The sequence below is a fragment of the Streptomyces sp. NPDC086549 genome (assembly GCF_044746205.1).
In the GTDB taxonomy this organism is placed as follows: domain Bacteria; phylum Actinomycetota; class Actinomycetes; order Streptomycetales; family Streptomycetaceae; genus Streptomyces.
In genome coordinates this window covers 481270-505416 of the sequence record NZ_JBIVBS010000006.1, presented here as the reverse complement: position 1 = coordinate 505416, position 24147 = coordinate 481270, and the positions used below count along the sequence as shown (strand labels likewise).

At 71.9% G+C, this 24147-nt stretch carries 20 protein-coding genes; 14 read left to right on the top strand and 6 right to left on the bottom strand.

Features of this window, described 5'->3' with window-relative positions:
• Nucleotides 1–25: 25 nt before the first annotated feature.
• Nucleotides 26–781 (top strand): hypothetical protein, encoded by a 756-nt coding sequence (locus tag ACIPSA_RS22530; protein WP_402637695.1) that lies wholly within the window; start codon nt 26–28, stop codon nt 779–781.
• Between the two features lie 271 nt (nt 782–1052).
• Nucleotides 1053–2189 (top strand): glycosyltransferase family 4 protein, encoded by a 1137-nt coding sequence (locus ACIPSA_RS22525; protein WP_402637693.1) that lies wholly within the window; start codon nt 1053–1055, stop codon nt 2187–2189.
• A 6-nt stretch (nt 2190–2195) separates the two neighbouring features.
• On the opposite strand, the gene ACIPSA_RS22520 is transcribed toward ACIPSA_RS22525, so the two are convergent.
• From ACIPSA_RS22520 to ACIPSA_RS22510, 3 genes are all read right to left on the bottom strand, one after another.
• Nucleotides 2196–3842: a PucR family transcriptional regulator gene (locus ACIPSA_RS22520; protein ID WP_402637692.1), complete on the bottom strand. Its 1647-nt coding sequence runs from the start codon at nt 3840–3842 to the stop codon at nt 2196–2198.
• 50 nt (nt 3843–3892) lie between these two features.
• Nucleotides 3893–5236 (bottom strand): FAD-binding oxidoreductase, encoded by a 1344-nt coding sequence (locus tag ACIPSA_RS22515; protein ID WP_402637690.1) that lies wholly within the window; start codon nt 5234–5236, stop codon nt 3893–3895.
• A 518-nt stretch (nt 5237–5754) separates the two neighbouring features.
• Entirely contained in the window at nt 5755–7557 is a 1803-nt protein-coding gene (locus ACIPSA_RS22510) for a glycoside hydrolase family 15 protein (protein ID WP_402637689.1), read from the bottom strand.
• A gap of 520 nt (nt 7558–8077) precedes the next feature.
• Here ACIPSA_RS22510 and ACIPSA_RS22505 point away from each other — a divergent pair.
• The 12 genes from ACIPSA_RS22505 (at nt 8078) to ACIPSA_RS22450 (ending at nt 22271) form a co-directional block, all read left to right on the top strand.
• Nucleotides 8078–9748, top strand: coding sequence for a CTP synthase (locus ACIPSA_RS22505; RefSeq protein WP_402637687.1), 1671 nt, complete (start codon nt 8078–8080; stop codon nt 9746–9748).
• Between the two features lie 83 nt (nt 9749–9831).
• Nucleotides 9832–10458, top strand: coding sequence for an NUDIX domain-containing protein (locus tag ACIPSA_RS22500; RefSeq protein WP_402637685.1), 627 nt, complete (start codon nt 9832–9834; stop codon nt 10456–10458).
• 163 nt (nt 10459–10621) lie between these two features.
• Nucleotides 10622–12688, top strand: coding sequence for a tetratricopeptide repeat protein (locus ACIPSA_RS22495; protein WP_402637684.1), 2067 nt, complete (start codon nt 10622–10624; stop codon nt 12686–12688).
• A 136-nt stretch (nt 12689–12824) separates the two neighbouring features.
• Complete coding sequence (gene ald / locus ACIPSA_RS22490) at nt 12825–13949, top strand: alanine dehydrogenase (protein WP_402637682.1); 1125 nt, start codon at nt 12825–12827, stop codon at nt 13947–13949.
• A 369-nt stretch (nt 13950–14318) separates the two neighbouring features.
• Nucleotides 14319–15494 carry a ParA family protein gene (locus ACIPSA_RS22485; RefSeq protein WP_402637681.1) on the top strand — a complete coding sequence of 392 codons (1176 nt, stop codon included), beginning with the start codon at nt 14319–14321 and terminating at the stop codon, nt 15492–15494.
• Nucleotides 15479–16054 (top strand): hypothetical protein, encoded by a 576-nt coding sequence (locus ACIPSA_RS22480; RefSeq protein WP_402637680.1) that lies wholly within the window; start codon nt 15479–15481, stop codon nt 16052–16054. Before ACIPSA_RS22485 ends, ACIPSA_RS22480 begins: the two co-directional genes overlap by 16 nt.
• A gap of 570 nt (nt 16055–16624) precedes the next feature.
• Entirely contained in the window at nt 16625–17701 is a 1077-nt protein-coding gene (locus ACIPSA_RS22475) for a segregation and condensation protein A (protein WP_402637734.1), read from the top strand.
• On the top strand, nt 17698–18372 hold the full coding sequence (gene scpB, locus ACIPSA_RS22470) for an SMC-Scp complex subunit ScpB (RefSeq protein ID WP_402637679.1): 675 nt from the start codon (nt 17698–17700) through the stop codon (nt 18370–18372). Before ACIPSA_RS22475 ends, scpB begins: the two co-directional genes overlap by 4 nt.
• Nucleotides 18372–19493, top strand: a complete 1122-nt coding sequence (locus tag ACIPSA_RS22465) for a pseudouridine synthase (protein ID WP_402637677.1) — start codon at nt 18372–18374, stop codon at nt 19491–19493. The genes scpB and ACIPSA_RS22465 overlap by 1 nt, the downstream gene beginning before the upstream one ends.
• Before the next feature lie 187 nt (nt 19494–19680).
• The gene (locus tag ACIPSA_RS22460; protein ID WP_402637676.1) at nt 19681–20451 is read left to right on the top strand and encodes an NUDIX hydrolase; all 771 of its coding nucleotides are present in this window, start codon (nt 19681–19683) and stop codon (nt 20449–20451) included.
• Complete coding sequence (locus tag ACIPSA_RS22455) at nt 20448–21470, top strand: ADP-ribosylglycohydrolase family protein (RefSeq protein WP_402637674.1); 1023 nt, start codon at nt 20448–20450, stop codon at nt 21468–21470. Before ACIPSA_RS22460 ends, ACIPSA_RS22455 begins: the two co-directional genes overlap by 4 nt.
• A gap of 3 nt (nt 21471–21473) precedes the next feature.
• Entirely contained in the window at nt 21474–22271 is a 798-nt protein-coding gene (locus ACIPSA_RS22450) for a DNA polymerase beta superfamily protein (protein ID WP_402637673.1), read from the top strand.
• Here the strand turns inward: ACIPSA_RS22450 and ACIPSA_RS22445 are convergent.
• Genes ACIPSA_RS22445 through ACIPSA_RS22435 form a run of 3 tightly spaced genes read right to left on the bottom strand, consistent with a single transcriptional unit; the run spans nt 22237 to nt 23922 of the window.
• Complete coding sequence (locus ACIPSA_RS22445) at nt 22237–22695, bottom strand: Rieske (2Fe-2S) protein (RefSeq protein ID WP_402637672.1); 459 nt, start codon at nt 22693–22695, stop codon at nt 22237–22239. The genes ACIPSA_RS22450 and ACIPSA_RS22445 overlap by 35 nt on opposite strands.
• A complete protein-coding gene (locus ACIPSA_RS22440; RefSeq protein ID WP_402637671.1) occupies nt 22692–23267 on the bottom strand; it encodes a DUF6529 family protein in 576 nt (191 codons plus the stop codon). The genes ACIPSA_RS22445 and ACIPSA_RS22440 overlap by 4 nt, the downstream gene beginning before the upstream one ends.
• A 16-nt stretch (nt 23268–23283) precedes the next feature.
• Nucleotides 23284–23922: a hypothetical protein gene (locus ACIPSA_RS22435; protein ID WP_402637670.1), complete on the bottom strand. Its 639-nt coding sequence runs from the start codon at nt 23920–23922 to the stop codon at nt 23284–23286.
• Between the last annotated feature and the right edge of the window lie 225 nt (nt 23923–24147).

Here is a 24147-nt window from a genome sequence, read left to right as displayed (position 1 = left end):
GGATCCCTGCTTCTAGGGTGGCCGGATGAGCACCCGTACTCGCAGGACCGGCTCCTTCGCGCTCGCCGCCGCCCTCACCCGCGCCACAACCGCCGCCCTTCGCGCCAAGGCGCCGGGCGGACCGGGGCGTTGGGAGCGGAAGAACCACGCCGGGCGGACCGTCGACCTGCACGCCGGGCCCGCGTCCGCCGGGGCGGTCGCCCTGGCCGCCGGGCGCGCGCACCCCGCCGCCGGGCTCGCCGCGCTGGCCGCAGGGGTCTGCGGGGCTTACGACGACGTCGTCGGGGCCGACGATCCCCGGCGCGGTTTCCGGGCGCATCTGGCCGCGCTGCGGGACGGCGAGGTGACCAGCGGCATGGTCAAGCTGGCCGGCATCTCGGCGGCCGGGCTGGTCGCGGGGGCGGTGTCGAAGGAGCGGTTCTGCGACAAGGTGCTCGCGGGGGTCGTGATCGCCGGGGCCGCGCACTTCGTCAACCTCGTGGACGTACGGCCCGGGCGGGCCGCTGGAGCGGTGCTCGCGCTGGGGGCGCCGGGACTGCTGCGCAAGGGGCCGGGTGCCGAGTTGTCCGCGGCGGCGATGGGGGCCGCGGCGGCCGTGCTCCCGGAGGACCTCGGGGAGCGCACGATGATCGGTGACACGGGGGCGCACGCCCTGGGCGCGACGTTGGGCGCCGCTGTCGTCGCGGGCAACGGGCGCGCCGGACTGCTCGCGCACGCCGCCGCACTGGTGGTCGTTGCCGTGTACGGCGAACGAGTGAGCGAGTTGGCGCGCTCGTTGTGACGGGCCACAGGGTCTGACCTTCGTACAGACACTCCGCGGTGTTCGCCCGGCCCGGGATTTTCCTCACTCGTGCGGGTGGCGCGCTGCCCTGCGGCGCGCCGAGCCGGAGGGCAGCGCGCCTTTCCGGGGTTCCCGGAACACCCGTCCGTCCTGGCATCCTTGACAGGGAACGCGGTACGCGCAGGAGGCGCGCGCGGTATCCCCCTCCGCCCGATACCTTCTGTACGTTCCTTCGTGACCGCCCGACGCCGAATCAGGAGCCCCCGGCCACGTGAGCCCCGTGAGCAGCAACTCGCCGCACGGTCAGTCGCCGCTGCGCACCGTGCAGGTGCTGGGCGGAGGCAACGCCGGCAGCAGCGCACACGTGCGGTCCCTGGCCGCCGGGCTCGTCGCGAGGGGCGTGCGGGTCACGGTGTGCGCCCCCGCCGAGGCCGATCGCGCCTACGGCTTCACCGGGGTCGGCGCCGAGCACGTCCACGTCCCGCGCAGCAGCGATCCGGGCTCCGTCGCCGCGCTCCGGGCGGCCTGCGCGGACGCCGACCTGGTCCACGCGCACGGGCTGCACGCCTCCTTCCGGGCCGTGCTCGCGCTCGGCGGCCGGCCCACCCCGCTCGTCGTGACCTGGCACAACCGCGCACACGCGGAAGGGGCTCGCGCGCATCTGCTGCGCCTGCTGGAGCGGCGGGTCGTGAAGACGGCGGCCGTGGTGCTCGGCACCACCTCGGACCTCGTGGACCGGGCGCGCCGCACCGGCGCCCGGGACGCCCGGCTCGCCGCCGTCGCGCTGCCCGGCCCGCGCCCGCCCGCCGAACTCGACGACCCCGACCGGCGGCGCCCCAAGATGCGGGCCGAACTCGGTGCCACCGGACGCCCGTTGCTCATCGCCGTCGGCTCCCTCGACCGGCACCGCGGCTACGACGTCCTGCTGGACGCGGCCCGCGAGTGGCGCCGGCTCGACCCCCCGCCGCTGCTCGTCATTGCGGGGGAGGGGCCGCTGCGCGCGGTGCTGCAAGAGCGGATCGAGGACGAGGAGCTGCCGGTCCGGCTCATCGGACGGCGGGACGATGTGAGCGAGCTGCTCGACGCCGCCGATCTCGCGCTGCTGCCCAGCCGTTGGGAGGCCCGCTCCGTCCTCGCCCAGGAAGCGCTGCACGCGCGCGTGCCACTCGTCGCGACCGCCGTCGGCGGCATCCCCGACCTGGTGGGCGACGCGGCCGAGCTCGTCCCGTACGGCGACCCGGGGGCGTTCGCCGAAGCCGTCGTACGGCTGCTCGGCGACCCCGGGCGTTGCGAAGCGCTCAGGGAGAGGGGCGTACGGCAGGCGGCCGGCTGGCCGACCGAGGACGAGACCGTGGCCCAAGTCCTCAGCATCTACGACGAGCTGACCCGACCACGCACCTTCGTCTAGGTCGTCCTAGGGCACGTGCCTGCGTGCTCGCAGCGCCAGGCTCAACGCCAGCACCGTCTGCGGATCGTCGAGGTCGGTGCCGAGCAACTCCCCGATGCGGGCGAGACGGTTGTAGAGCGTCTGGCGGTTGAGGTGCAGCTCGCGGGCCGTCTCGGCCTTGCGGCCCGCATGCGCCAGATAGGTCTCCAGTGTGGGCAGCAGCGGCGGCTTGGAACGGTTGTCGTGGTCCCGCAGCGGGCCGATGGCGCGGTCCACGAAGGCCGCCAGGTCCGGATGGGAGCGCAGCCGCCACAGCAGGAGGTCGATGTCCAGGCGGCGGGCGTCGTACCAGGGGCGGTCCGCCAGGCCCTGCGCCGCGGCCGCCGTCTCGGCAGCGTGCCGCAGCCCGGCCGACGCGGCCGCCCAGCCGCCGGCCACCCCGACGACCACGACGGGCGGCTGGGCTCCCGGCCGCTGCATTCCCGCCCGCTCCACCCCGGCCCGCAGCGCCGCCGCGACCCGGTCGGCGACGGCCGACCGCTCCGACTCCGACCGCAGTCCGAGCAGCAGCGGAACCCGCCCTTCCACGGGCCGTACCCCCAGCAGCACCGGCACCCCCACCGAGGCCAGCTCCTCCGCGACCGCGCGCGCCAGGACCGCCCAGCCCCCGCCGGGCGAGAGGGTGTCACCCAGCCGCATCACCACCGGCAGCAGTGGGCTGCCGCCCGGTTTGAAGCCCAGCACCCGGGCCTGCGCGGGCGCGTCCTCGGCCGCTATACGGCCCTCGGCGAGGTCGGTGAGGAAGTCGCCGCGGCCGCGTGCCGCCAGCTCCTCCTCCTGGCGGGCCTGCATCAGGACGACGGCGAGGATGCCCGCGGCCCGTTCGGCGGCGATCCGGTGCACGGGAGCCAGCGGCGACCGTACGGGCAGCAGAACCAGCCGGGCGCGCACCGAACCCGTACCCGGGCCACCGCCGGGCACGTCCACCAGCACCGAACCGGCCGGTGGCGGCGTGTCCTTGTGCGCCCCGCGCAGCCCCTCCCACACCTGCAGCGGATCCGCTCCCTCGGGCCCGGCACCCGCGGCATACAGGAGCTGGCCGTCGGTCGTCTCCAGAAAGACCGGGTTGCCGCTGAAGTCGGCCAGGATGCCCAGGACCTGTGGCACTCCGCCGCCGCCCAGCAGGGCCTCGGTACATCGGCGGTGCACTTCCTCGGCCCGCTGCAGCAGCGCGTAGTGGCCGTTCACGATCTCTGTGTGGATCTCCTCGGTGACCGCGACGAAGGGCACCTCGCGGTGCAGCTGGACGAGGGGCAGACCGGCCGACCTCGCCGTGTCGACGAGGGCGGCGGGCAGCCGGGCGAAGCGCGGGCCGAGCTCCACGACCAGAGCCGCGATGCCACGTTCCGCCAGGGTGCGCACGAACGCCCGCTGTTCGGCCGGGCGCGTGCCCAGTCCGTAGCCGGTGGTGAGCAGCAGCTCGCCGCCCTTCAGCAGCGAGGCGATGTTCGGCACCTCGCCCGCGTGCACCCAGCGCACGGTGCGTCCCAGCCGGTCGGCGCCCGCCAGGATCTCCGGGAGCCCGCTGCGCAACCCGGGCAGCTCCAGCGCCCGCTGGACGGTGATCCCGGCGCCCTGGGTGTCGAACCGGCCGTTGTCCGCGCTGCTCTCCATGCAGCGGACGCTACCTGCGAAAACCCCTGGAAGACAGCTCGGGCCCCGCGCTACACCGGCAGGATGTTGTGGTTGCAGCGGAAGACGTTGTCGGGGTCGTACGTCCGCTTCACCTTCTCCAGCCGCAACAGGTTCCCGGCGCCCAGGCCCGCCGTCACCCGCGCGGGGCCCTCGTCGCCGACGAGGCCGAGGCAGACGGCACCGGTGCTCCAGGGCCGGACGTCGGCGCGGGCGTCCCGTACCCAGGTGAGGGCCCGCTCGTCGTCGGCCGGGTCGGCCCAGCGGGCGAAGGGATGCGCCACCCAGGGCGCGTCCCGGTACGGAACGGGGTACCGGGCCGGTCCGGTGGCGACGGCGCCGCCGAGCGGAAGGAGCATGTGCCGGGATCCGCCGGGCATCGGCACGGCCACCGTTTCCGCGCGGGCGCAGAAGACGTCCACCAGGTCGTCGGGCAGACCGGTCAGGCACTCCGCCGACCAGTGGGCGCGCAGCCCGGGAGGGCAGTCCAGCAGGCGCAGCGCCTCGGTACCCCGCAGCTCCGCCTCGTGCGGCAGCGCCAGCACAGGCTCGGCGAACTTGCGCAGATCCGCCTCGCCGCCCGCGTAGGTCAGCAGCGTGCCGTACATCGGCCTGCCCGCGGTCGGGTACGTCACGGCGCCGCCCACCTGGTCGGGCCCGGTCCGGATGATCTCGCGGAAGGTGCGGACCACCTCCCGGCCGAACTCGGGGAGGTGCAGCAGCAGCGCGACGGAGAACTCCGGCAGCTCGTGCAGCTCAAGGGTGAGCGCGGTGGCGATCCCGAAGTTGCCGCCGCCGCCGTGCAGTGCCCAGAACAGCTCCGGGTTCTCGTCGGGGTTGGCGTGGGCCCGCTCGGCATCGGCGGTGACCAGCTCGACGCCGATCAGGTTGTCGACGGCGAGGCCGAAGGCCCGGTCCAGCCGGCCCGTGCCACCGCCCAGGACGAACCCGGCGACGCCGATGGCCGAGGCCGGGGCGCCGACGGCGGCCAGCCCGTAGGGCCGCGTGGCCCGCTCCAGATGGCTCATCGTGGCACCGCCCGCGACCCGTGCCGCCTCCGCCGCCGGATCGACGGTCACCTCGTGCATCCGGCGTAGGTCCACCACGAGCGCACCCTCGGTCAGGGCCGCGCCTGCCAGGCCATGCCCGCCGCCGCGCACCGCGATGCGCAGGTCCAGGTCCCTCGCGAAGCGCACGGATCGGACGACGTCGCCCTCGTCCGCGCACTGCGCGATCACGGCCGGGCGCCGGTCGATCATCCCGCTGAACACGGCGCGGGCCTCGTCGTAGCCCTCGTCTCCCGGGGCGAACACCTCGCCGACCAGATCCTCGCGCAGCGCGGCGAGGGCCGCGCCCGCCTTCGAGAAGGCAGCCATGGCCGCCCCCTTCGGCAGAGGGGCAGTGATCCGTTTCCAGCCTAGGCCTGTCCGGCGGATCAAGTCGCAGGAAAGCGACAGCGCCTCATCGACCCAGATGGGTGTGCCAGGCCCGGCGTCTGCGGCATGATCCGCCGGCCAGGCCCTGGACGGGCCCGGCCCCCCGATCGCAGTCGACGACCGCGTTCCCGGCGGGGCCGACGTTCGGGGCGTGCGGCTGATCGGGCTCACTCCCGCTCACCCGGTCGCACATCCCAGATCGCACGATCACGTCAGCCCGGTCGGCCCCTCGTGCCGCAAGCCCGCGAGCGGACCACCACACGATCGAGCCAACTCGACCTCGTGCGCACTCACCTGCGAGCGGCTGCCACCCCACTCGGCCGACCACGCCCAGCAGCCCGTGATCGGCCGACCCGGGTCAGTGGGTCACACGCACCCGACAGCTGTGCCCGGCCGACCGTACTCAGCAGGCCGCCCCCCGGAGGGCGTCGCTCCGGAGCGCGCCGCCACCGAAGGGCTCAGCCGCCGTACGCGCCCGAAGCCGTCAGGCGAAGGGCAGTGTCGATCAGTGGGACGTGGCTGAAGGCCTGCGGGAAGTTGCCGACCTGGCGCTTGCGGAGCGGGTCCCACTCCTCGGCCAGCAGGCCGAGGTCGTTGCGCAGTGCCAGCAGCTTCTCGAACAGCTTGCGGGCCTCGTCCACACGGCCGATCATCGCGAGGTCGTCGGCCATCCAGAACGAGCAGGCGAGGAACGCGCCCTCGTCGCCGGGGAGGCCGTCGACGCCCTCGTGCTCGCCCTCCGTCGGGTAGCGCAGGATGAAGCCGTCCGGGGTGGACAGCTCGCGCTGGATCGCCTCGATGGTGCCGATCACGCGCTTGTCGTCCGGCGGCAGGAAGCCCATCTGCGGGATCAGGAGCAGCGAGGCGTCCAGCTCCTTCGAGCCGTACGACTGCGTGAAGGTGTTGCGCTCCTTGTCGTAGCCCCTCTCGCACACGTCCCGGTGGATCTCGTCGCGCAGCTCGCGCCACCGCTCCAGCGGGCCGTCCGCGTCGCCGGACTCGATCAGCTTGATGGTGCGGTCCACCGCGACCCAGGCCATGACCTTGGAGTGCACGAAGTGGCGGCGCGGTCCGCGCACCTCCCAGATGCCCTCGTCCGGCTCGTCCCAGTGGTCCTCCAGGTAGCGGATCAGCTTCAGCTGGAGCAGCGAGGCGTAGTCGTTGCGGGCCAGGCCCGTCATGTGGGCCAGGTGCAGGGCCTCGATGACCTCGCCGTACACGTCCAGCTGGAGCTGGTGCGCGGCGCCGTTGCCGACCCGGACCGGGGCGGAGGCCTCGTAGCCGGGCAGCCAGTCCAGCTCGGCCTCGCCCAGCTCGCGCTCGCCCGCGATGCCGTACATGATCTGCAGGTTCTCCGGGTCGCCGGCGACCGCCCGCAGCAGCCACTCGCGCCAGGCGCGGGCCTCCTCGCGGTAGCCGGTGCGCAGCAGCGAGGACAGGGTGATCGCCGCGTCACGCAGCCACGTGTAGCGGTAGTCCCAGTTACGGACGCCGCCGATGTCCTCGGGCAGGGAGGTGGTCGGGGCCGCGACGATGCCACCCGTGGGGGCGTACGTCAGGGCCTTGAGCGTGATCAGGGAGCGGACCACCGCCTCACGGTACGGGCCGTGGTACGTACAGTGCTCCACCCACTCGCGCCAGAACTCCTCGGTCGCCTCCAGCGAGGTCTCCGGCTCCGGAAGCGGTGGCGGCTCCTTGTGGGAGGGCTGCCACGAGATCGTGAACGCGATCCGGTCGCCCGGCGCGACGGTGAAGTCCGCGTAGGTCGTGAGCGACTTGCCGTAGGTCTCGGCCTCGGTGTCGAACCACACCGAGTCCGGCCCGGCCACGGCGACCGTGCGGCCCTCGTGCTTGTGCACCCACGGCACCACCCGGCCGTAGGAGAACCGCATCCGCAGCGCCGAGCGCATCGGCACCCGGCCGGTGACGCCCTCGACGATCCGGATCAGCTGCGGGGCGCCGTCACGCGGCGGCATGAAGTCGGTCACGCGGACCGTGCCGCGCGGGGTGTCCCACTCCGACTCCAGGATCAGCGAGTCGCCCCGGTAGGTCCGCCGCGCCGCCGTGGGCGGCTCCGCGTCGGCGGCGTGAGCCGGTCCGAGCCGCCAGAAGCCGTGCTCCTCGGTGCCCAGCAGACCGGCGAAGATGGCGTGCGAGTCGAAGCGGGGCAGGCACAGCCAGTCGACTGTGCCGTCCCGGCAGACCAGCGCCGCGGTCTGCATGTCTCCGATGAGTGCGTAGTCTTCGATGCGCCCGGCCACGTGCAACTCCAGTCGAACGGCCACGTCGCCCCCGGGAAAAAGGGGGCTTTCGCTAGTGCGGTCAAGGGGTCGTTGTTGTGCGTCGTCGAGCCGTGAAGCGAAGCAGCCGGCCCGCCCTGAGGCAGAACGACAGCAAAACGACAGTCACAGCTCAACGAACTGACGAGCTCTCGTTGTTCCGGTTCGTACAGGCGGGGGTGTGCCGTGCTTTTCCGGCCGGGCTCGGCAGCGAGTGTCCGAGCAGGATACGACGCACGTAGATGATCTGCGTGCCGCTCCGGGCAACCCGTGTGGGCCGAACGAGTGAGCACAGGGTGAGACCACCGTAAGGCACGCGCGCTCGTGTCGGCACGAGCGCGGAGCGTGGCCGGAAGCCATCTCCTCGCGGCGCTGATACCCTGGTAGCCCGTGGACCGGTGGGCATGAAACCCCCGAACCGCAGCGACGGCACCCCCGGAAACTTCCGGGAAGGGAGCCGCACCGCACCACAGACAGCGACCACGGGAGCCCCCTCTTGGCCATGCCGCCCAAATCTACGACGACCAAGCACATCTTCGTCACCGGGGGTGTCGCCTCCTCTCTCGGCAAGGGCCTCACCGCCTCCAGCCTCGGCATGCTGCTCAAGGCCCGGGGACTGCGCGTCGTGATGCAGAAGCTCGACCCGTACCTGAACGTCGACCCTGGGACGATGAACCCGTTCCAGCACGGTGAGGTCTTCGTCACCAACGACGGCGCAGAGACCGACCTGGACATCGGACACTACGAGCGCTTCCTCGACCGCGACTTGGACGGCTCCGCCAACGTCACTACAGGCCAGGTGTACTCGACCGTCATCGCCAAGGAGCGGCGCGGCGAGTACCTGGGTGACACGGTGCAGGTCATCCCGCACATCACCAACGAGATCAAGCACCGAATCCGCCGCATGGCCACCGACGAGGTGGACGTCGTGATCACGGAGGTCGGCGGCACGGTCGGCGACATCGAGTCGCTGCCGTTCCTGGAGACCGTACGCCAGGTCCGTCACGAGGTCGGCCGGGACAACGTCTTCGTGGTGCACATCTCGCTGCTGCCCTACATCGGCCCCTCCGGGGAGCTGAAGACCAAGCCTACCCAGCACTCGGTCGCCGCCCTGCGCAACATCGGTATCCAGCCGGACGCCATCGTGCTGCGCTGCGACCGCGAGGTGCCGACCGCGATCAAGCGCAAGATCTCGCTGATGTGCGACGTCGACGAGGCCGCGGTCGTGGCCTGCCCGGATGCCCGCTCGATCTACGACATCCCGAAGACCGTGCACGGCGAGGGCCTGGACGCCTATGTCGTCCGCAAGCTGGACCTGCCCTTCCGTGACGTGGACTGGACGACCTGGGACGACCTGCTCGACCGCGTCCACAACCCCGACCACGAGATCACCCTCGCCCTGGTCGGCAAGTACATCGACCTGCCCGACGCCTATCTCTCGGTCACCGAGGCGCTGCGCGCCGGCGGCTTCGCCAACAAGGCCCGCGTCAAGATCAAGTGGGTCACCTCGGACGACTGCAAGACCCCGGCCGGGGCCAAGGCGCAGCTCTCCGACGTCGACGGCATCTGCATCCCGGGCGGCTTCGGCGACCGCGGTGTGCTCGGCAAGGTCGGCGCCATCCGCTACGCCCGCGAGAACAGGATCCCGCTGCTCGGCCTCTGCCTGGGCCTGCAGTGCATCGTGATCGAGGCCGCGCGCAACCTGGCCGACATCCAGGACGCCAACTCCACCGAGTTCGACGCCGCCACCGGCCACCCGGTCATCTCCACCATGGCCGAGCAGCTCGACATCGTCGCCGGGGAGGGCGACATGGGCGGAACGATGCGGCTGGGCATGTACCCGGCGAAGCTGGCCGAGGGCTCCATCGTGCGCGAGGTGTACGACGGCAAGGAGTACGTCGAGGAGCGGCACCGGCACCGCTACGAGGTGAACAACGCCTACCGCGCGGAGCTGGAGAAGAAGGCCGGCATCGTCTTCTCGGGCACCTCCCCGGACGGCAAGCTCGTCGAGTACGTCGAGTACCCGCGCGACGTCCACCCCTACCTGGTCGCCACGCAGGCGCACCCGGAGCTGCGCTCGCGTCCGACCCGTCCGCACCCGCTGTTCGCCGGCCTCGTGAAGGCGTCGGTCGAGCGTCAGCAGGCCGAGGGCGCGCGGAAGAATTCCAAGTAACACACCAGTTGTACGGTGGCCGGGGTGCAAACCTTCAAAAGGTGAGCACCCCGGTTTCATCTGCGCACGTGGGAGGACAGGGCATGACGATCAAGGACACCCCCGAGGAGTGGGAGATCCGGGCGACCGAGACCCCCTTCGTGGGCAACAAGACCTCCGTGCGCACGGACGAGGTCGTCATGCCCGACGGGTCCGTGGTCCGCCGCGACTACCAGGTCCACCCCGGCTCGGTGGCCGTCCTCGCCCTCGACGCCGAGGACCGCGTCCATGTCATCCGCCAGTACCGCCACCCGGTGCGGCACAAGCTGTGGGAGATCCCCGCCGGCCTGCTCGACGTGCCCGGTGAGAACCCGCTCCACGCCGCCCAGCGCGAGCTGTACGAGGAGGCGCACGTCAAGGCCGAGGACTGGCGGGTCCTGACCGACGTCTACACCACCCCCGGGGGCTGCGACGAGTCCGTACGGATCTTCCTCGCCCGTGGCCTGTCCGAGGCCGAGGGGCAGCGCTTCGAGGTCGAGGACGAGGAGGCCGACATGGAGCACGCGCGCGTGCCCGTCGACGACCTCGTCCGGGGTGTGCTCGCCGGCGAGCTGCACAACAACTGCCTCGTCGTGGGCGTCCTCTCCCTGGTCGCCGCCCGCAACGGCGACGGCCTCGACGCCCTGCGCCCGGCCGAGGCGCCGTGGCCCGCGCGTCCCTTCGAGTCCTGAACCCGAACACACCCCACCTCCGGTGTGACGATCGCCTGATCCGATCGAGGGACCTGCCCGCCGTGCTCCGCAGGGGACGTTGCAGAGCGTGAACTAGGCTCGGGTCACGCCCGAACCGGAGTCCCGGCGGGCTTGCGCGTGCGGTGGGACGGGAGTGTGGCCCGTGACGGATCAGGCGGTGGACACGGACGGCGTGCGGCTGTCGGGCGGCGCGGTCGCGGAGAGCCATTTCCTGGGCCGTACAAGGGAGTTGAAGGAACTCCGCGCCGACATCGAACGAGCCGGCCTCGACACCATCTCCGGCCGCAAGGCCCCACGCGCGCGCGTGCTCCTGATCGCGGGCCGGCCCGGCTCCGGCCGTACGGCGCTCGCCGAGCAACTGGTACGGCAGGTCGCCGACCGTTACCCCGACGGCGTGCTGCGCGCCCGGCTCGGCGAGCCCGACGGCACCCCGGTGCCGGTCGAGCGGGCCGCGCGCGAGCTGCTCACCGCCCTGGACCTGCCCGCCCCGCCCGGAGCCGCCGAGGACGACCTGACCGAGGCGCTGTGCGTGGCCCTGGCCGAGCGGCGGATGCTGCTCCTGCTGGACGACGCGGCGGGCGCCGAACAGGTCGACGCACTGCTGCCGGACACCCCCGACTGCCTGGTCGTCGCCGTGTCCGGCGGCCCGCTGACCGGGATCGCGGACGTCCGGCCCTGCACCCTGGGCGGCCTCGACACCAAGTCGGCCCTCGAACTGCTGACCCGCTACACCGGCTCGGTCCGCATCACCGTGGATCCGCGCGCCGCCGAAAACCTCGTCGAGGTGTGCCAGGCCCATCCCGCCGCGCTGACCCTGGCCGGCGGCTGGCTCGCCGCCCGTCCCCAGGCGGCCGTCTCCGACCTGGCCAAGCGCCTGCACGCCGAGACCGACGAGGGGGCCCCGCTCGGCCGGGTCTTCCGGCTCGTCCACGACCACCTGCCCGCCACCGGCGCCCGGCTACTGCGACTGCTCTCCCTGGCCCCGGCCGGCCTGGTCGACCCGCACACCGCCTCCGCCCTCGCCGGCTGCTCGGTGAGCGCCGCCCGCACCACCCTGGACGACTTCGTCGCCCTCGGCCTGCTGCGGGCCGTGGACTCCCCGCTGCCGCAGTACGAGGTCCCGGGATGCCTGTACCCCCTGCTGCGCTCCCTCGCCGAGGCCCAGGACCGCCCCGCCGAGCTCCAGCTAGCCCGAGCCCGCATGCTGGAGCGGACCGTACGGCTGCTCCAGTCCTGCCGTGCGATCACCGAGACGGACAACCCGGAGGCGCGCGAGAAGGTCCAGGGCATGCCGCGCTCCCTGCGCTTCCCCAGCCCCAGGGCGGCCGCCGACTGGCTGACCATCCGCCGCCCCGCCCTGCTGGCCGCCGCCCGCCTCGCGGTCGCCGACGGGGAGCTGGACACACTGGCCCGCCGGCTGATGTCCCAGCTGGTCAGGGCCATGGTGGCGCACTTCGGGACCCATGCCGCCGCCGCCGACCTGTACGGCATCCACCGTCTCGTCCTCGACGTGGCCGAGCGCCGGAGTCTGCCCCGCGAGAAGGCCGCCGCCCTGCTGAACCTGGCCGACCTGGACGCCCGGACCGGCCGGACGGGGGAGGCGCTGGCCCGCTACCGGGCCGCGCTGGACGCCGGACGCGAGGCGAACGACCCGTACGCAACCGGCCGCGCGATGGAATCCGTAGGCGGCGCGCACCAGGAGCTGGGTGACTACGACCGGGCCGCCGACTGGTTCGGCCGGGCCCTCGTCCAGCGGCTGGCCCGCGACGAGCGCGAGGACGCCGCCCGGCTGTACGGCCGTATCGCCACCGCCCACACCTACGCGGGCCGCTACGGCGAGGCGCTGCGGAACTGGCGGGCGGCCGTCGCCGGGCACCGCAAGAACGGCGATGTCGCCGCCCAGGCACGGGCGTTGAGCGAGCTGGCACGGGTCCAGGAGTACGCCGGGCGGCCCGCGGAGTCGCTGCGTACCTGCCAGGAGGCGGTGGAGTGGGCGCGGCGCGCCGAGGACGTCCGGTTGCAGGCCGCGCTGCAGCTGCGGCTCGCCGACACCCTGGAGCACCTGGGCGACTCCGCCGCCGCTCGACTGCACCGTGGAGCCGCCGAGCGCATGCTGGGAGAGGAGCTGCAGGAGGGCCACGACAGCGATTCAGCCACGGAACACGGCTCTGACGCCTGCGAAATCCGTAGTGCACCCATCGAAGATTGATGCAATGAAAGGCTAGACAGCCGGAACGCCTTCATTAAACTGGCTCTGCCGCACGTTCTCCTGCGGTGCATCCCGTTGTGCCACTGCATGACCGGGTATGTCTCGTAGTACCCCCACACCCTCTGAGCCAAGGACCGTGATCGACGTGAAGGTCGGCATCCCCCGCGAGGTCAAGAACAACGAGTTCCGGGTGGCCATCACCCCCGCCGGCGTGCACGAGCTGGTGCGCAACGGCCACCAGGTCGTCGTCGAGCGGAACGCCGGCGTCGGCTCCTCGATCCCGAACGAGGAGTACGTGGCGGCCGGTGCCGAGATCCTGGAGACCGCCGACGAGGTCTGGGCCACCGCGGACCTGCTGCTGAAGGTCAAGGAGCCCATCGCGGAGGAGTACCACCGCCTCCGCAAGGACCAGATCCTCTTCACCTACCTGCACCTGGCCGCCTCCAAGGAGTGCACGGACGCCCTCCTGGAGTCCGGCACCACGGCGATCGCCTACGAGACCGTCGAGCTGCCGAACCGCGCGCTCCCGCTGCTCGCCCCGATGTCCGAGGTCGCGGGCCGGCTGGCCCCCCAGGTCGGCGCCTACCACCTGATGGCCGCGGCCGGCGGCCGTGGGGTGCTGCCCGGCGGTGTCCCGGGCGTGCCGGCCGGCAAGGCCGTCATCATCGGCGGTGGCGTCTCCGGCTGGAACGCGGCGCAGATCGCCATCGGCCTGGGCTTCCACGTGACCCTGCTCGACCGGGACATCAACAAGCTCAAGGAGGCGGACAAGATCTTCGGCACGAAGATCCAGACCGTCGTCTCCAACGCCTTCGAGCTGGAGAAGGCCTGCCTCGACGCCGACCTCGTCGTCGGCGCCGTCCTGATCCCGGGCGCCAAGGCCCCGAAGCTGGTCACCAACGAGCTGGTGTCCCGGATGAAGGCCGGAAGTGTCCTTGTCGACATCGCGATCGACCAGGGCGGCTGCTTCGAGGACTCCCACCCGACCACGCACGCCGAGCCGACCTTCAAGGTCCACAACTCGGTCTTCTACTGCGTGGCCAACATGCCCGGCGCGGTGCCCAACACCTCCACCTACGCGCTGACCAACGCCACGCTGCCGTACATCGTCTCCCTCGCCAACAACGGCTGGGTCGAGGCGCTGCGCCGCGACGCCGCGCTGGCCAAGGGTCTCAACACCCATGACGGCAAGGTCGTTTACAAGGAGGTCGCCGAGTCGCACGGACTGGAGCACGTCGACCTGGAGACCCTGCTCGGCTGAGCCGTCGGCCGAGCCGACCCGCTAAGTCACCATACGGTAAAGGCGATACGTCAACACGAGTCGTCAACCGCACGTGCCCGGCCGGACCTTGCCCGACAAGGTCCGGCCGGATGTGTGTATGGTCACTTTGCGACTCTCGGTCAACTCGCCTCGAACGTACCCTTCGACCGATTCGCACACCGGCGAAACCTGCGGTGCGACGGCCGTACGCCCTTGACAGCGGGATGTTTCATTGCCGACACATCCTGCCGGGTCCGGCGGATTGTGTTGCTGCGGACCGCCGACACGCCATAGAGTCGCCAACCGTCGGCATGGTGCCACGCTGACCTGTCTAGAAGTTTCCTGGTCACCAAGGAGGTAAGACGACTTGTGAATGAGTCGACATTTTCTCCCGGGGGTGGTCAACCAGGAACGCCTGTACGGGGCCAGGGCCCCGCGGGGTTCGAGGCTGTCGGCTCCGTTGCTGTGCGCACCTTCGCAGCCCGCCAGAGTTCCGGTCCGCAGGCGACCCGGACAGCACACCAGAGCATGGATGGCCATCACGTGAACGCCATGGCCGGCGATGGAAGGGGTGCGCCCCGCAACCAGTTCGCCGACTACGACGAACTGCCCGAGGGGCACTTCTACGACCCCGACGCCGAGTACGAGCCCGATCCCGAGTACGCAGCCACGCTCGCGCCCGACGCTGCCCGCCAGCGCCGCGAGCGCGTCGGCCCGACCGGCCGCCCGCTGCCGTACTTCCCGATCCCGGGCCCGCTGACCGACCACGGCCCCGCGAAGATCATCGCGATGTGCAACCAGAAGGGCGGCGTCGGCAAGACGACGTCGACCATCAACCTGGGTGCCGCGCTCGCGGAGTACGGCCGGCGCGTGCTGCTCGTGGACTTCGACCCACAGGGCGCGCTGTCGGTGGGCCTCGGCGTCAACCCGATGGAGCTCGACCTCACCGTCTACAACCTGCTCATGGAGCGGGGCATGTCCGCGGACGAGGTCCTCCTGAAGACAGCGGTCCCCAACATGGACCTGCTGCCCAGCAACATCGACCTGTCGGCGGCCGAGGTCCAGCTGGTGTCGGAGGTCGCGCGCGAGTCGACCCTCCAGCGGGCGCTCAAGCCGCTGCTGCCCGACTACGACTACATCGTGATCGACTGTCAGCCCTCGCTCGGTCTGCTCACCGTGAACGCGCTGACGGCCGCGCACAAGGTGATCGTTCCGCTGGAGTGCGAGTTCTTCGCCCTCCGCGGTGTCGCGCTGCTGACGGAGACCATCGAGAAGGTCCAGGAACGGCTGAACCCGGAGCTGGAGCTCGACGGGATCCTCGCCACGATGTACGACTCGCGCACGGTGCACAGCCGTGAGGTGCTCGCGCGTGTCGTCGAGGCGTTCGACGACCACGTCTACCACACGGTCATCGGCCGCACGGTCCGCTTCCCGGAGACCACGGTCGCCGGTGAGCCGATCACCACGTACGCCTCCAACTCCGTCGGTGCCGCCGCCTACCGCCAGCTCGCCAGGGAGGTGCTCGCCCGGTGTCACGCCGAGTGAGTCTGCCGGGGGCCGACGAACTGTTCCGTACGACAGGGGGAATGGCGCTCCAGCCGTCCACTCCCCGGCGCCCGGCCAACGGCGAGGCCCGGGTGCCGGCTCCGGCGGGGGAGAGTGACGCCACCGCCGAGGACGTGCCGCCGTCGGTGCCCGTACAGGGCGGTGACGGCGACGGGGCGGAGCACGTGGCGGTGGAGGCGGATCCGGCCGACACCGGTGAGTCCCGCAGCCGGTCCGCCCAGGGCGAGCGCCCCGCGCGGCGGCAGGCGGCGCAGGAAGGTTCTGCCGCCTCCCCGGCCAACGCGCAGCCCCGCAAGCGCGGTGGGCGGGCGGCGGCCCGGCGCCCCAGCGGGCGCGAGCGGCACGACGAGAAGATCACGGTGTACGTGTCGGCCGAGGAACTGATGGACCTGGAGCACGCCCGCCTGGTGCTCCGCGGCGAACACGGCCTGGCGGTCGACCGCGGGCGGATCGTCCGCGAGGCGGTGGCCGTGGTGCTGGCCGACCTGGAGTCCCGAGGGGACGCGAGCATTCTCGTACGGCGGCTGCGCGGGCGCTAGAGGTAGCCTGCGGGGGCCATGACCTCGAACGACGTTCCCGCCCCCGGCGCAGCCGCCGGCCGTCGGCGTGCGCTGGGCCGGGGTCCGGGCGCGTCACGGGCGGAGCCGGTCGCGTTCCCTGCGCGGAACGCGGAGCCGGAGCCCGAGGTTCCCGCCTCCGAGCCGGACCGTGAGGCTCCCGCCGTCGAGCCGGAGCCCGAGGCACCAGTCCGTGAGCCGGAGCGTGAGGCCGCCCCCGGGGGGCCGGAGCCCGAGGCCCTCGTCCCCGAGCCGACGACCGAGGTCCCCCTTCCAGAGCCCGAGCTCCTCGGCCGGGGGTCGGAGGCCGCCACCCCGGAATCCGGGGCTGAGGCCACTGCGGAGTCCGCCGCCCGGGATCCCGGGGTCATGGGCCGGGATCCGGAGCCTGCCGCCCGGGAGTCCATGGCTGTCGCCGTCGGCGCCGATGCTGTCGTCCCTGATTCCGGGGCAGTCGTCCGGGGGGCTGAGGCCGTCGTTCCGGTGTCCGAGGCCGTTGTCCGGGATCCCGGGGTCATGGGCCGGGATCCGGAGCCTGCCGCCCGGGAGTCCATGGCTGTCGCCGTCGGCGCCGATGCTGTCGTCCCCGATTCCGGGGCAGTCGTCCGGGAGCCCGCGGACATCGGCCCGGATCCCGCGTCCGCCACCCGGGGATCCGGGGCTGTCGCCGCTGACGCCGGGTCCGTCGCCCCGGAATCCGGGACCCTCGCCCGGGGAGCCCAGGCCGTCGCACCGGAGTCCGGGAGCGCGCCCCGGGAGTCCGTGGCGAACGGGCCGGGGCCCGGGGCGGCGCCCGTGGGGGAGGCAGAGCCCGTCGTCGACGGTGTCTTCAAGGTCCGGCTCGCCAATTTCGAGGGCCCCTTCGATCTGCTCCTCCAGCTGATCTCGAAGCACAAGCTCGACGTCACCGAAGTGGCCCTCTCCAAGGTCACCGACGAGTTCATGGCGCACATCCGGGCGATGGGCCCGGACTGGGACCTGGACCAGACGACCGAGTTCCTGGTCGTCGCCGCCACGCTGCTCGACCTCAAGGCCGCCCGGCTGCTGCCCGCCGCTGAGGTCGAGGACGAGGCCGACCTGGCGCTCCTCGAAGCCCGGGACCTGCTGTTCGCGCGGCTGCTGCAGTACCGGGCGTACAAGCAGATCGCGGACATCTTCACCTACCGGCTGGACCAGGAGGCCCGCCGGTACCCGCGTACCGTCGGCCTCGAACCGCACCACGCCGAGCTGCTGCCCGAGGTCGTCATCAGCATCGGCCCGGAGGGCTTCGCCAGGCTCGCGGTCAAGGCGATGCAGCCCCGGGCCAAGCCCCAGGTGTACGTCGACCACATCCACGCGCCCCTGGTCAGCGTGCAGGAGCAGGCGGGGATCGTGGTCGCGCGGCTCAGGGAGCTGGGGGAGGCCAGCTTCCAGGTGTTGACCGAGGACACCGACGACACCCTGACCGTGGTGGCGCGCTTCCTCGCGCTGCTGGAGCTGTACCGGGAGAAGGCCGTCGCGCTGGACCAGGAGACCGCCCTCGGGGAACTGCTCGTGCGGTGGACGGGCGGCGACGGGGACCAGACGCCGAGGGTGACCGACGAGTTCGACCGGCCGCCCGAGGAGCCCAAGGAGGAGAAGAAGGCGTGAGCGAGGAGATCACTGACGTACCGGCCGGTCTGCGCACCGTCGTCGACCTCGACCTCAAGCCCGCCCTGGAGGCGGTCCTCATGGTCGTGGACGAGCCGGCGACGGAGGAACACCTCTCGAAGATCCTCCAGCGGCCGAAGCGGCAGATCGGGGACGCGCTGCGGGAGCTGGCCGACGAGTACACCGCCCAGGGACGGGGCTTCGAGCTGCGGCTCGTCGCGGGCGGCTGGCGTTTCTACACCCGCCCCGAGTACGCGGCCGCCGTCGAGGGCTTCGTCCTGGACGGCCAGCAGGCCCGGCTCACCCAGGCCGCGCTGGAGACCCTGGCCGTCGTCGCCTACCGCCAGCCGGTGAGCCGCAGCCGCGTCTCGGCCGTACGAGGAGTGAACTGCGACGGTGTGATGCGCACCCTCCTTCAGCGCGGGCTGGTCGAGGAGGCGGGCACGGAACCCGAAACAGGTGCGATCCTGTACAGGACGACGAACTACTTCCTGGAGCGGATGGGCCTGCGCGGTCTGGACGAGCTCCCGGAGCTCGCGCCCTTCCTCCCGGAGGCGGAGGCGATCGAGGCCGAGACCCAGGAGGCCGTACCGTCGTTCGACCCGGATGCACCGGACGCAGACGACGATCACACCGATCGCTTGACGAAAACGACGACGACGGAATTTTGATGCGAAGCAGCAGCGGCAGGAACAGCAGCGGAAACAACGGCGGGAGCCGTGGTGGCAACAGCGGCGGCCGCGGCGGGAGCAGCGGTGGCCGCGGTAATTACCGCGGCGCCGGGAACGCCCGCGACGACAAGCAGGGCGGCCGGCCGAAGAAGCCGCGCCCGGAGGAGCGGCGCTACGACGTAGGCCCCGGCGCCACCCAGGACGGCCCGAAGTCGGGTCGTGGCGCCTCGGCGCGCGGCGGCGCCAAGGGCGGGCCCAGGCAGGGCCAGGGCACCGGGCGCGGCCGTACGGCTCCGGCGAGTTCCCGTGAGTACGACGCCCGCGCCGAGGAGCGCAACCGCGAGCGGTACGCCGGCAAGCCGGACGTGAAGCTGCCCAAGACCTTCCCGGGCGCCGAGCAGGAGGGCGAGCGGCTGCAGAAGGTCCTCGCGCGCGCGGGCTACGGCTCCCGGCGTGCCTGCGAGGAGCTGATCGAGCAGGCGCGCGTCGAGGTCAACGGCGAGATCGTCCTGGAGCAGGGCAAGCGGGTCGACCCGGAGAAGGACGAGGTCAAGGTCGACGGCCTGACGGTCGCGACGCAGTCGTACCAGTTCTTCTCGCTGAACAAGCCCGCCGGTGTCGTGTCCACCATGGAGGACACCGACGGGCGTCAGTGCCTCGGCGACTACGTCACCAACCGCGAGACGCGGCTCTTCCACGTCGGCCGGCTCGACACCGAGACCGAGGGCGTCATCCTGCTCACCAACCACGGTGAGCTGGCCCACCGGCTGACCCACCCGAAGTACGGGGTGAAAAAGACGTACCTCGCGGCCATCATCGGCCCGATCCCGCGCGATCTGGGCAAGCGCCTCAAGGACGGCGTCCAGCTGGACGACGGCTACGCCCGCGCCGACCACTTCCGTGTCGTCGAGCAGACCGGCAAGAACTACCTCGTCGAGGTGACCCTGCACGAGGGCCGCAAGCACATCGTGCGCCGCATGCTCGCCGAGGCCGGCTTCCCGGTCGAGAAGCTGGTGCGCACCTCCTTCGGCCCGATCACCCTGGGCGACCAGAAGTCGGGCTGGCTGCGGCGGTTGTCGAACACCGAGGTCGGCATGCTGATGAAGGAGGTCGACCTCTAGGAGCGCCCTCAGTGGCCCTGTGGCGGCCGGTACCGGATTCTCCGGTGCCGGCCGCTTCCGTTTGCGCGGAAGGCGCTCAGGGAGGCGCTGAGGGCTTGCGGAGCCGAGCGCTCTTATTTATAGTCGTAGCGACTATTAGTCATCTTGACCATAAAGCCTGGCCGGGACCCGGCCGCGAAAGGGGGTGATGGCCGTGGAGGGCTACGACAAGCACGCCTACGAGCCCTTCGCCGTCACCGTCGACCTCGCCGTCCTCACCCTGCGCCGGAACGCGCTGCACGTGCTGCTCGTCGAGCGGGGACAGGAGCCCTTCGCCGGACGGTGGGCGCTGCCCGGCGGCTTCGTGCTGCCGGACGAGTCCGCCGAGACGGCCGCCCGTCGCGAACTCGCCGAGGAGACCGGCCTGGACGATGTTCCCGGGGTTCCCGGGGTTCCCGGGGTTCCCGGGGTTCCCGGGGTCTCCGGGCTGCACCTGGAACAGCTGCGGACCTACAGCGAGCCCGGCCGCGACCCCCGGATGCGGGTCGTGTCCGTCGCCTTCGCCGCCCTGCTGCCGGACGCGCCCGAGCCGCACGGCGGCGGCGACGCGGCCCAGGCCCGCTGGCTGCCGTACGACGGTGTCGGGCCGCTCGCCTTCGACCACGACCGGATCCTGGCCGACGCCCATGAACGCATCGGCGCCAAGCTCGAGTACACCTGCCTCGCCACCGCCTTCTGCCCGCCCGAGTTCACGCTCGGTGAGCTCCAGCAGGTCTACGAGACGGTGTGGGGGACGGGGCTCGACCGTCCCAACTTCCGCCGCAAGGTGCTGGCCACACCGGGGTTCGTCGAGCCCGTGCCCGGGGCCGCGCGCCTGACCGGCGGCCGCGGCAAGCCGGCCGCCCTCTACCGCGCGGGCACCGCCACCGCCCTCCACCCACCCCTGCTTCGACCGTCCAGGGAAGGACGCCCCGCATGACCACGAGCCCTGTGAGCAAGCGCGCCGCCACCGGATCCCTGCTGGGCCTCGCCCTCGGGGACGCGCTCGGCTTCCCCACCGAGTTCAACGACGTCCCGTCGATCCTCGCCAAGTGCGGACCCTGGCGGGAGATGGAGCTGCCGAAGCACGCCTTCGTCTCCGACGACACCCAGATGACGCTGGCGCTGGGACGCGGGCTGCGGACGGCCATGGACCGCGGGGTGCTCGCCCCCAAGCGGCTGGCGCGGCCCGTGCGCGAGGAGTTCGTGGACTGGTACCAGTCCCCGGAGAACAACCGGGCCCCGGGGCGGACCTGTCTGAAGGCGTGCAGCCTGCTCAAGGAGGAAGGCCGGGCCTGGCAGGACGCCAGCCAGATCGATTCCAAGGGCTGCGGCGCCAACATGCGCGTCGCCCCGATCGGACTCGCCCCCGGCCTGAGCGACGAACAGCGCGCGGGCGCCGCCCAGTTGCAGTCCGCGCTCACCCACGGGCATCCGACGGCACTCGCCGCCTCCGACCTCACCGCCCGTGCCGTACGGCTGCTCGCCCAGGGCACCGAGCCGACCGGACTCGTCGGCCTGCTCCGCTCGTACGCGCTCGACAACCGCACCCGCTACCACCACACCTGGCTCGGCGACCTGTGGACCCGCTCGCACGACCCCTCGCCCGAGCACTTCATCGCGCGCGGCTGGGACGAGTGCCTGGAGATCCTGGGCCGCCTTCAGGACGCCCTGCGCACCGTCTCGCCCGAGGACGACCCCTGCCTGGCCACGGGCGCGGGCTGGATCGCGGAAGAGGCCCTGGCGACCGGCCTGCTGTGCTTCCTGCTCTTCGTCGACGAACCGGTCACCGCACTGCGCCGGGCCGCGTGCACCTCCGGCGACTCGGACTCCATCGCCTGCCTGACCGGCGCCTTCGCGGGCGCCCACCTGGGCGCGGACGCCTGGCCGACCGCGTGGGCGGACCGGATCGAATACGGAGGAGACCTGCTCACCCTGGGGGCGCTCTGGGACGCTTAGCCCATGATCGACGACCTCGACCTCGACCTCGACCTCCACCTGGACCTGACGCCCGTCGTCGCCGAACAGCCGGACCCCATGCTGTTCGCGACCGTCTCCGGCGCGCATCTGTACGGCTTCCCCTCGCAGGACTCCGACCTGGACCTGCGGGGCGTCCATCTGCTGCCCGCCGCCGACCTGGTGGGGCTGCGGGAGCCGGAGGAGACACGGTCACGGACCTGGGTGCGCTACGGCGTCGAGATGGACCTCGTCACTCACGACCTGCGCAAGTTCGTACGACTGATGCTGCGCCGCAACGGCTACGTACTGGAGCAGCTGCTCTCCCCCCTGGTCGTGCACACCACCGACGCGCACCGGGAGCTGGCCGCGCTGGCCCCGGGAGTCCTCACCAGCCACCACGCCCACCACTACCGGGGCTTCGCGGCGACGCAGTGGCGGCTGTTCGAGAAGACCGGCGAGCTCAAGCCGCTGCTGTACACGTTCCGTGTGCTGCTCACCGGCATCCACCTCATGCGCAGCGGAGAGGTGCAGGCCCACCTGCCCACGCTCGCCGAGGGACCGGACGCCCCCGGTTGTCTGCCGGAGCTGATAGCCGCGAAGGCGGAGCGGGAGCACGGGAGCGCCGATGTCGACCACGCGCGCGTGGCGGCCGACGTGGAACGTCTGCACGCCACGCTCGACGCGGCCCAGAGCGCCTCGGCGCTGCCCGACGCGCCCCGCGCGCACGACGCCCTGCACGACTTCTTGGTGCGCGTCCGGCTGGGGGTCATGCCAGCCGGATCGACTGCCCTTCGACCTTGATGTTCTCCGCGGGCAGCGGCCTGGTGGCCGGCCCGTGGGCCACCGAGCCGTCGGCGATGTGGAACTTGCTGCCGTGGCAGGGGCAGTCGATGGTGCCGTCCGCGACCTTGTTCACCGTGCAGCCCATGTGGGTGCAGATGGCCGAGAAGGCCTTGAACTCGTTCTGGTTCGGCTGGGTGACCACGATCTTCTTGTCCTTGAAGATCGTGCCGCCGCCGACCGGGATGTCGCTCGTCCTCGCCAGCTCCTGCCCGGCGGCGGCGCTCGGGGAGGACGTGGGTGATGCGGGCGATGCGGGTGATGCGGGCGGCGGGGATGATTCGGAGCTCTTCTTCTCGCCGTATTTGCTGCAGCCCACGCACCCTGCGGCGAGTGCCGCCGCGCCTGTTGCGAGAGCCGTGCGCCGTGTCGAGCGGTGGGTCATGTCGTCACTCCGAACGTGCGGAAGAACCAGAGGGCCGAGGTCAGCCAGACGACCGTGAGCACGGCGAACACCAGTCCGCCGACGATCGGCAGCAGCCAGCCGGGAAGCCGCTCCCAGCGGAGCAGCAGCATCTTGGCACTGAAAGCACCGAAGAAGAAGCAACCTAGGACGGAGTGCCACAAAACGCGCGTTTCATACGTCTGATAGCCGAACGCGTACAGGCAGTGCACCGCCACCGGGACCGCCACCAGGAACGCCACCCGGCCCGACCAGCGGTGCAGCGCCGACGACCAGCGCGGCCCGGGCAGCTTCCCGTACAGCATCAGCGCCGAGACGACCTGGACGAGAGCGAAGAAGACGGCGGTGGTCGCCAGCCACGTCTTCACGGCGCCCGTGCTGCTGAACCCGGCGAGGTCGAAGGCGATCCCCGTCGGGTGGTGGACCCTTCCGTACACACCGAGGGCGACCGAGACGGCGGCGGCGACCAGTGCCGGGACGAGATAGCGCGCCGGGTGCGGGCGGCCTTCGGGCGAGGGGAAGTTCTGCGTGGCGGCGTTCGGGTCGACGGTCATGGTCGGCTCCCTCGGGTCACGGGGTCGCGGGTCGTGCAGTCAGCTGCTCGCCGTCCACCGTGACCGCGCCGGTCGCGGGGTCGATCCGGGGTGCGGGCCCGGGTTTGCCGTCGCGGTCGAGGATGCCTACCTGACGGCCGTCGGGCAGCACGATCCAGCCGCCGTCGAGTTTCGCGTTGCGCACCCTGGCCGTCGCCCGGTAGAGCCCGGACGGCTTGACCGCCTTGGCGGCGGTGAAGGCGTAGTGTCCGCCGCCGATGTCGAGCGTGCCGCGGATCCGCTTGCCCTCCTGGAGTCTGCCGTCCAGTTCGGCGCCGTTGCGTCCGGTCAGTCGCATGCTGCCGTCGTCCCCGACGCCGCCCCTCAGCCACGACTCCTTGGTGCGGCCGTCGCAGAAGTACGCGATCGCCTTCCCGTTGCGGATCGTTACGGCCACCGAGGACGTGTCGTCGTCGGTGCGGCCCGTGTAGGAGGCGTCGGCGACCGGGGTGCGCGACACGGTGGGAGTCGGTGACGCGACGGTTGCGGTCGGGGTGGGAGCGGGCTTGTAGGTGGGCGTCGTGTTCTTCGTCCCGCTCGTCGCGTCGAGCGTCAGCAAGAACAGGCCGAGCAGAAGACCCGCGAGCAGGGTCAGCAAAGGTCCGGGACGTTTCATGACGGCCTCCCCCGAGGCGGGTTTCCTGACATCAGAGCGGAACGGCACCCCTGGCGTAAAGAGGCGCACGGGGGTGTTCTCACGCCAAGTAGCGGAATACGGCGATATGGGTGACATTGAGACGGTTCTCGTCCGCGGCGACCGTCTCAGCGGGCGGGCGCGGCCCACCGGCCCGGCCCGCCCTGACTAGGCTGGACGGACCAGGAGCCGATTCACATCTCAGCA

What these genes read in the sequence shown, in the direction of transcription:
- ACIPSA_RS22530 (WP_402637695.1), top strand. Translation starts at nt 26, where the DNA reads ATGAGCACCCGTACTCGCAGGACCGGCTCCTTCGCGCTCGCCGCCGCC.
- ACIPSA_RS22520 (WP_402637692.1), bottom strand. Translation starts at nt 3,842, where the DNA reads ATGGAGAGCAGCGCGGACAACGGCCGGTTCGACACCCAGGGCGCCGGG.
- ACIPSA_RS22515 (WP_402637690.1), bottom strand. Translation starts at nt 5,236, where the DNA reads ATGGCTGCCTTCTCGAAGGCGGGCGCGGCCCTCGCCGCGCTGCGCGAG.
- ACIPSA_RS22505 (WP_402637687.1), top strand. Translation starts at nt 8,078, where the DNA reads ATGCCGCCCAAATCTACGACGACCAAGCACATCTTCGTCACCGGGGGT.
- ACIPSA_RS22500 (WP_402637685.1), top strand. Translation starts at nt 9,832, where the DNA reads ATGACGATCAAGGACACCCCCGAGGAGTGGGAGATCCGGGCGACCGAG.
- ACIPSA_RS22475 (WP_402637734.1), top strand. Translation starts at nt 16,625, where the DNA reads ATGGCTGTCGCCGTCGGCGCCGATGCTGTCGTCCCCGATTCCGGGGCA.
- ACIPSA_RS22465 (WP_402637677.1), top strand. Translation starts at nt 18,372, where the DNA reads ATGCGAAGCAGCAGCGGCAGGAACAGCAGCGGAAACAACGGCGGGAGC.
- ACIPSA_RS22460 (WP_402637676.1), top strand. Translation starts at nt 19,681, where the DNA reads ATGGCCGTGGAGGGCTACGACAAGCACGCCTACGAGCCCTTCGCCGTC.
- ACIPSA_RS22455 (WP_402637674.1), top strand. Translation starts at nt 20,448, where the DNA reads ATGACCACGAGCCCTGTGAGCAAGCGCGCCGCCACCGGATCCCTGCTG.
- ACIPSA_RS22450 (WP_402637673.1), top strand. Translation starts at nt 21,474, where the DNA reads ATGATCGACGACCTCGACCTCGACCTCGACCTCCACCTGGACCTGACG.
- ACIPSA_RS22445 (WP_402637672.1), bottom strand. Translation starts at nt 22,695, where the DNA reads ATGACCCACCGCTCGACACGGCGCACGGCTCTCGCAACAGGCGCGGCG.
- ACIPSA_RS22440 (WP_402637671.1), bottom strand. Translation starts at nt 23,267, where the DNA reads ATGACCGTCGACCCGAACGCCGCCACGCAGAACTTCCCCTCGCCCGAA.
- ACIPSA_RS22435 (WP_402637670.1), bottom strand. Translation starts at nt 23,922, where the DNA reads ATGAAACGTCCCGGACCTTTGCTGACCCTGCTCGCGGGTCTTCTGCTC.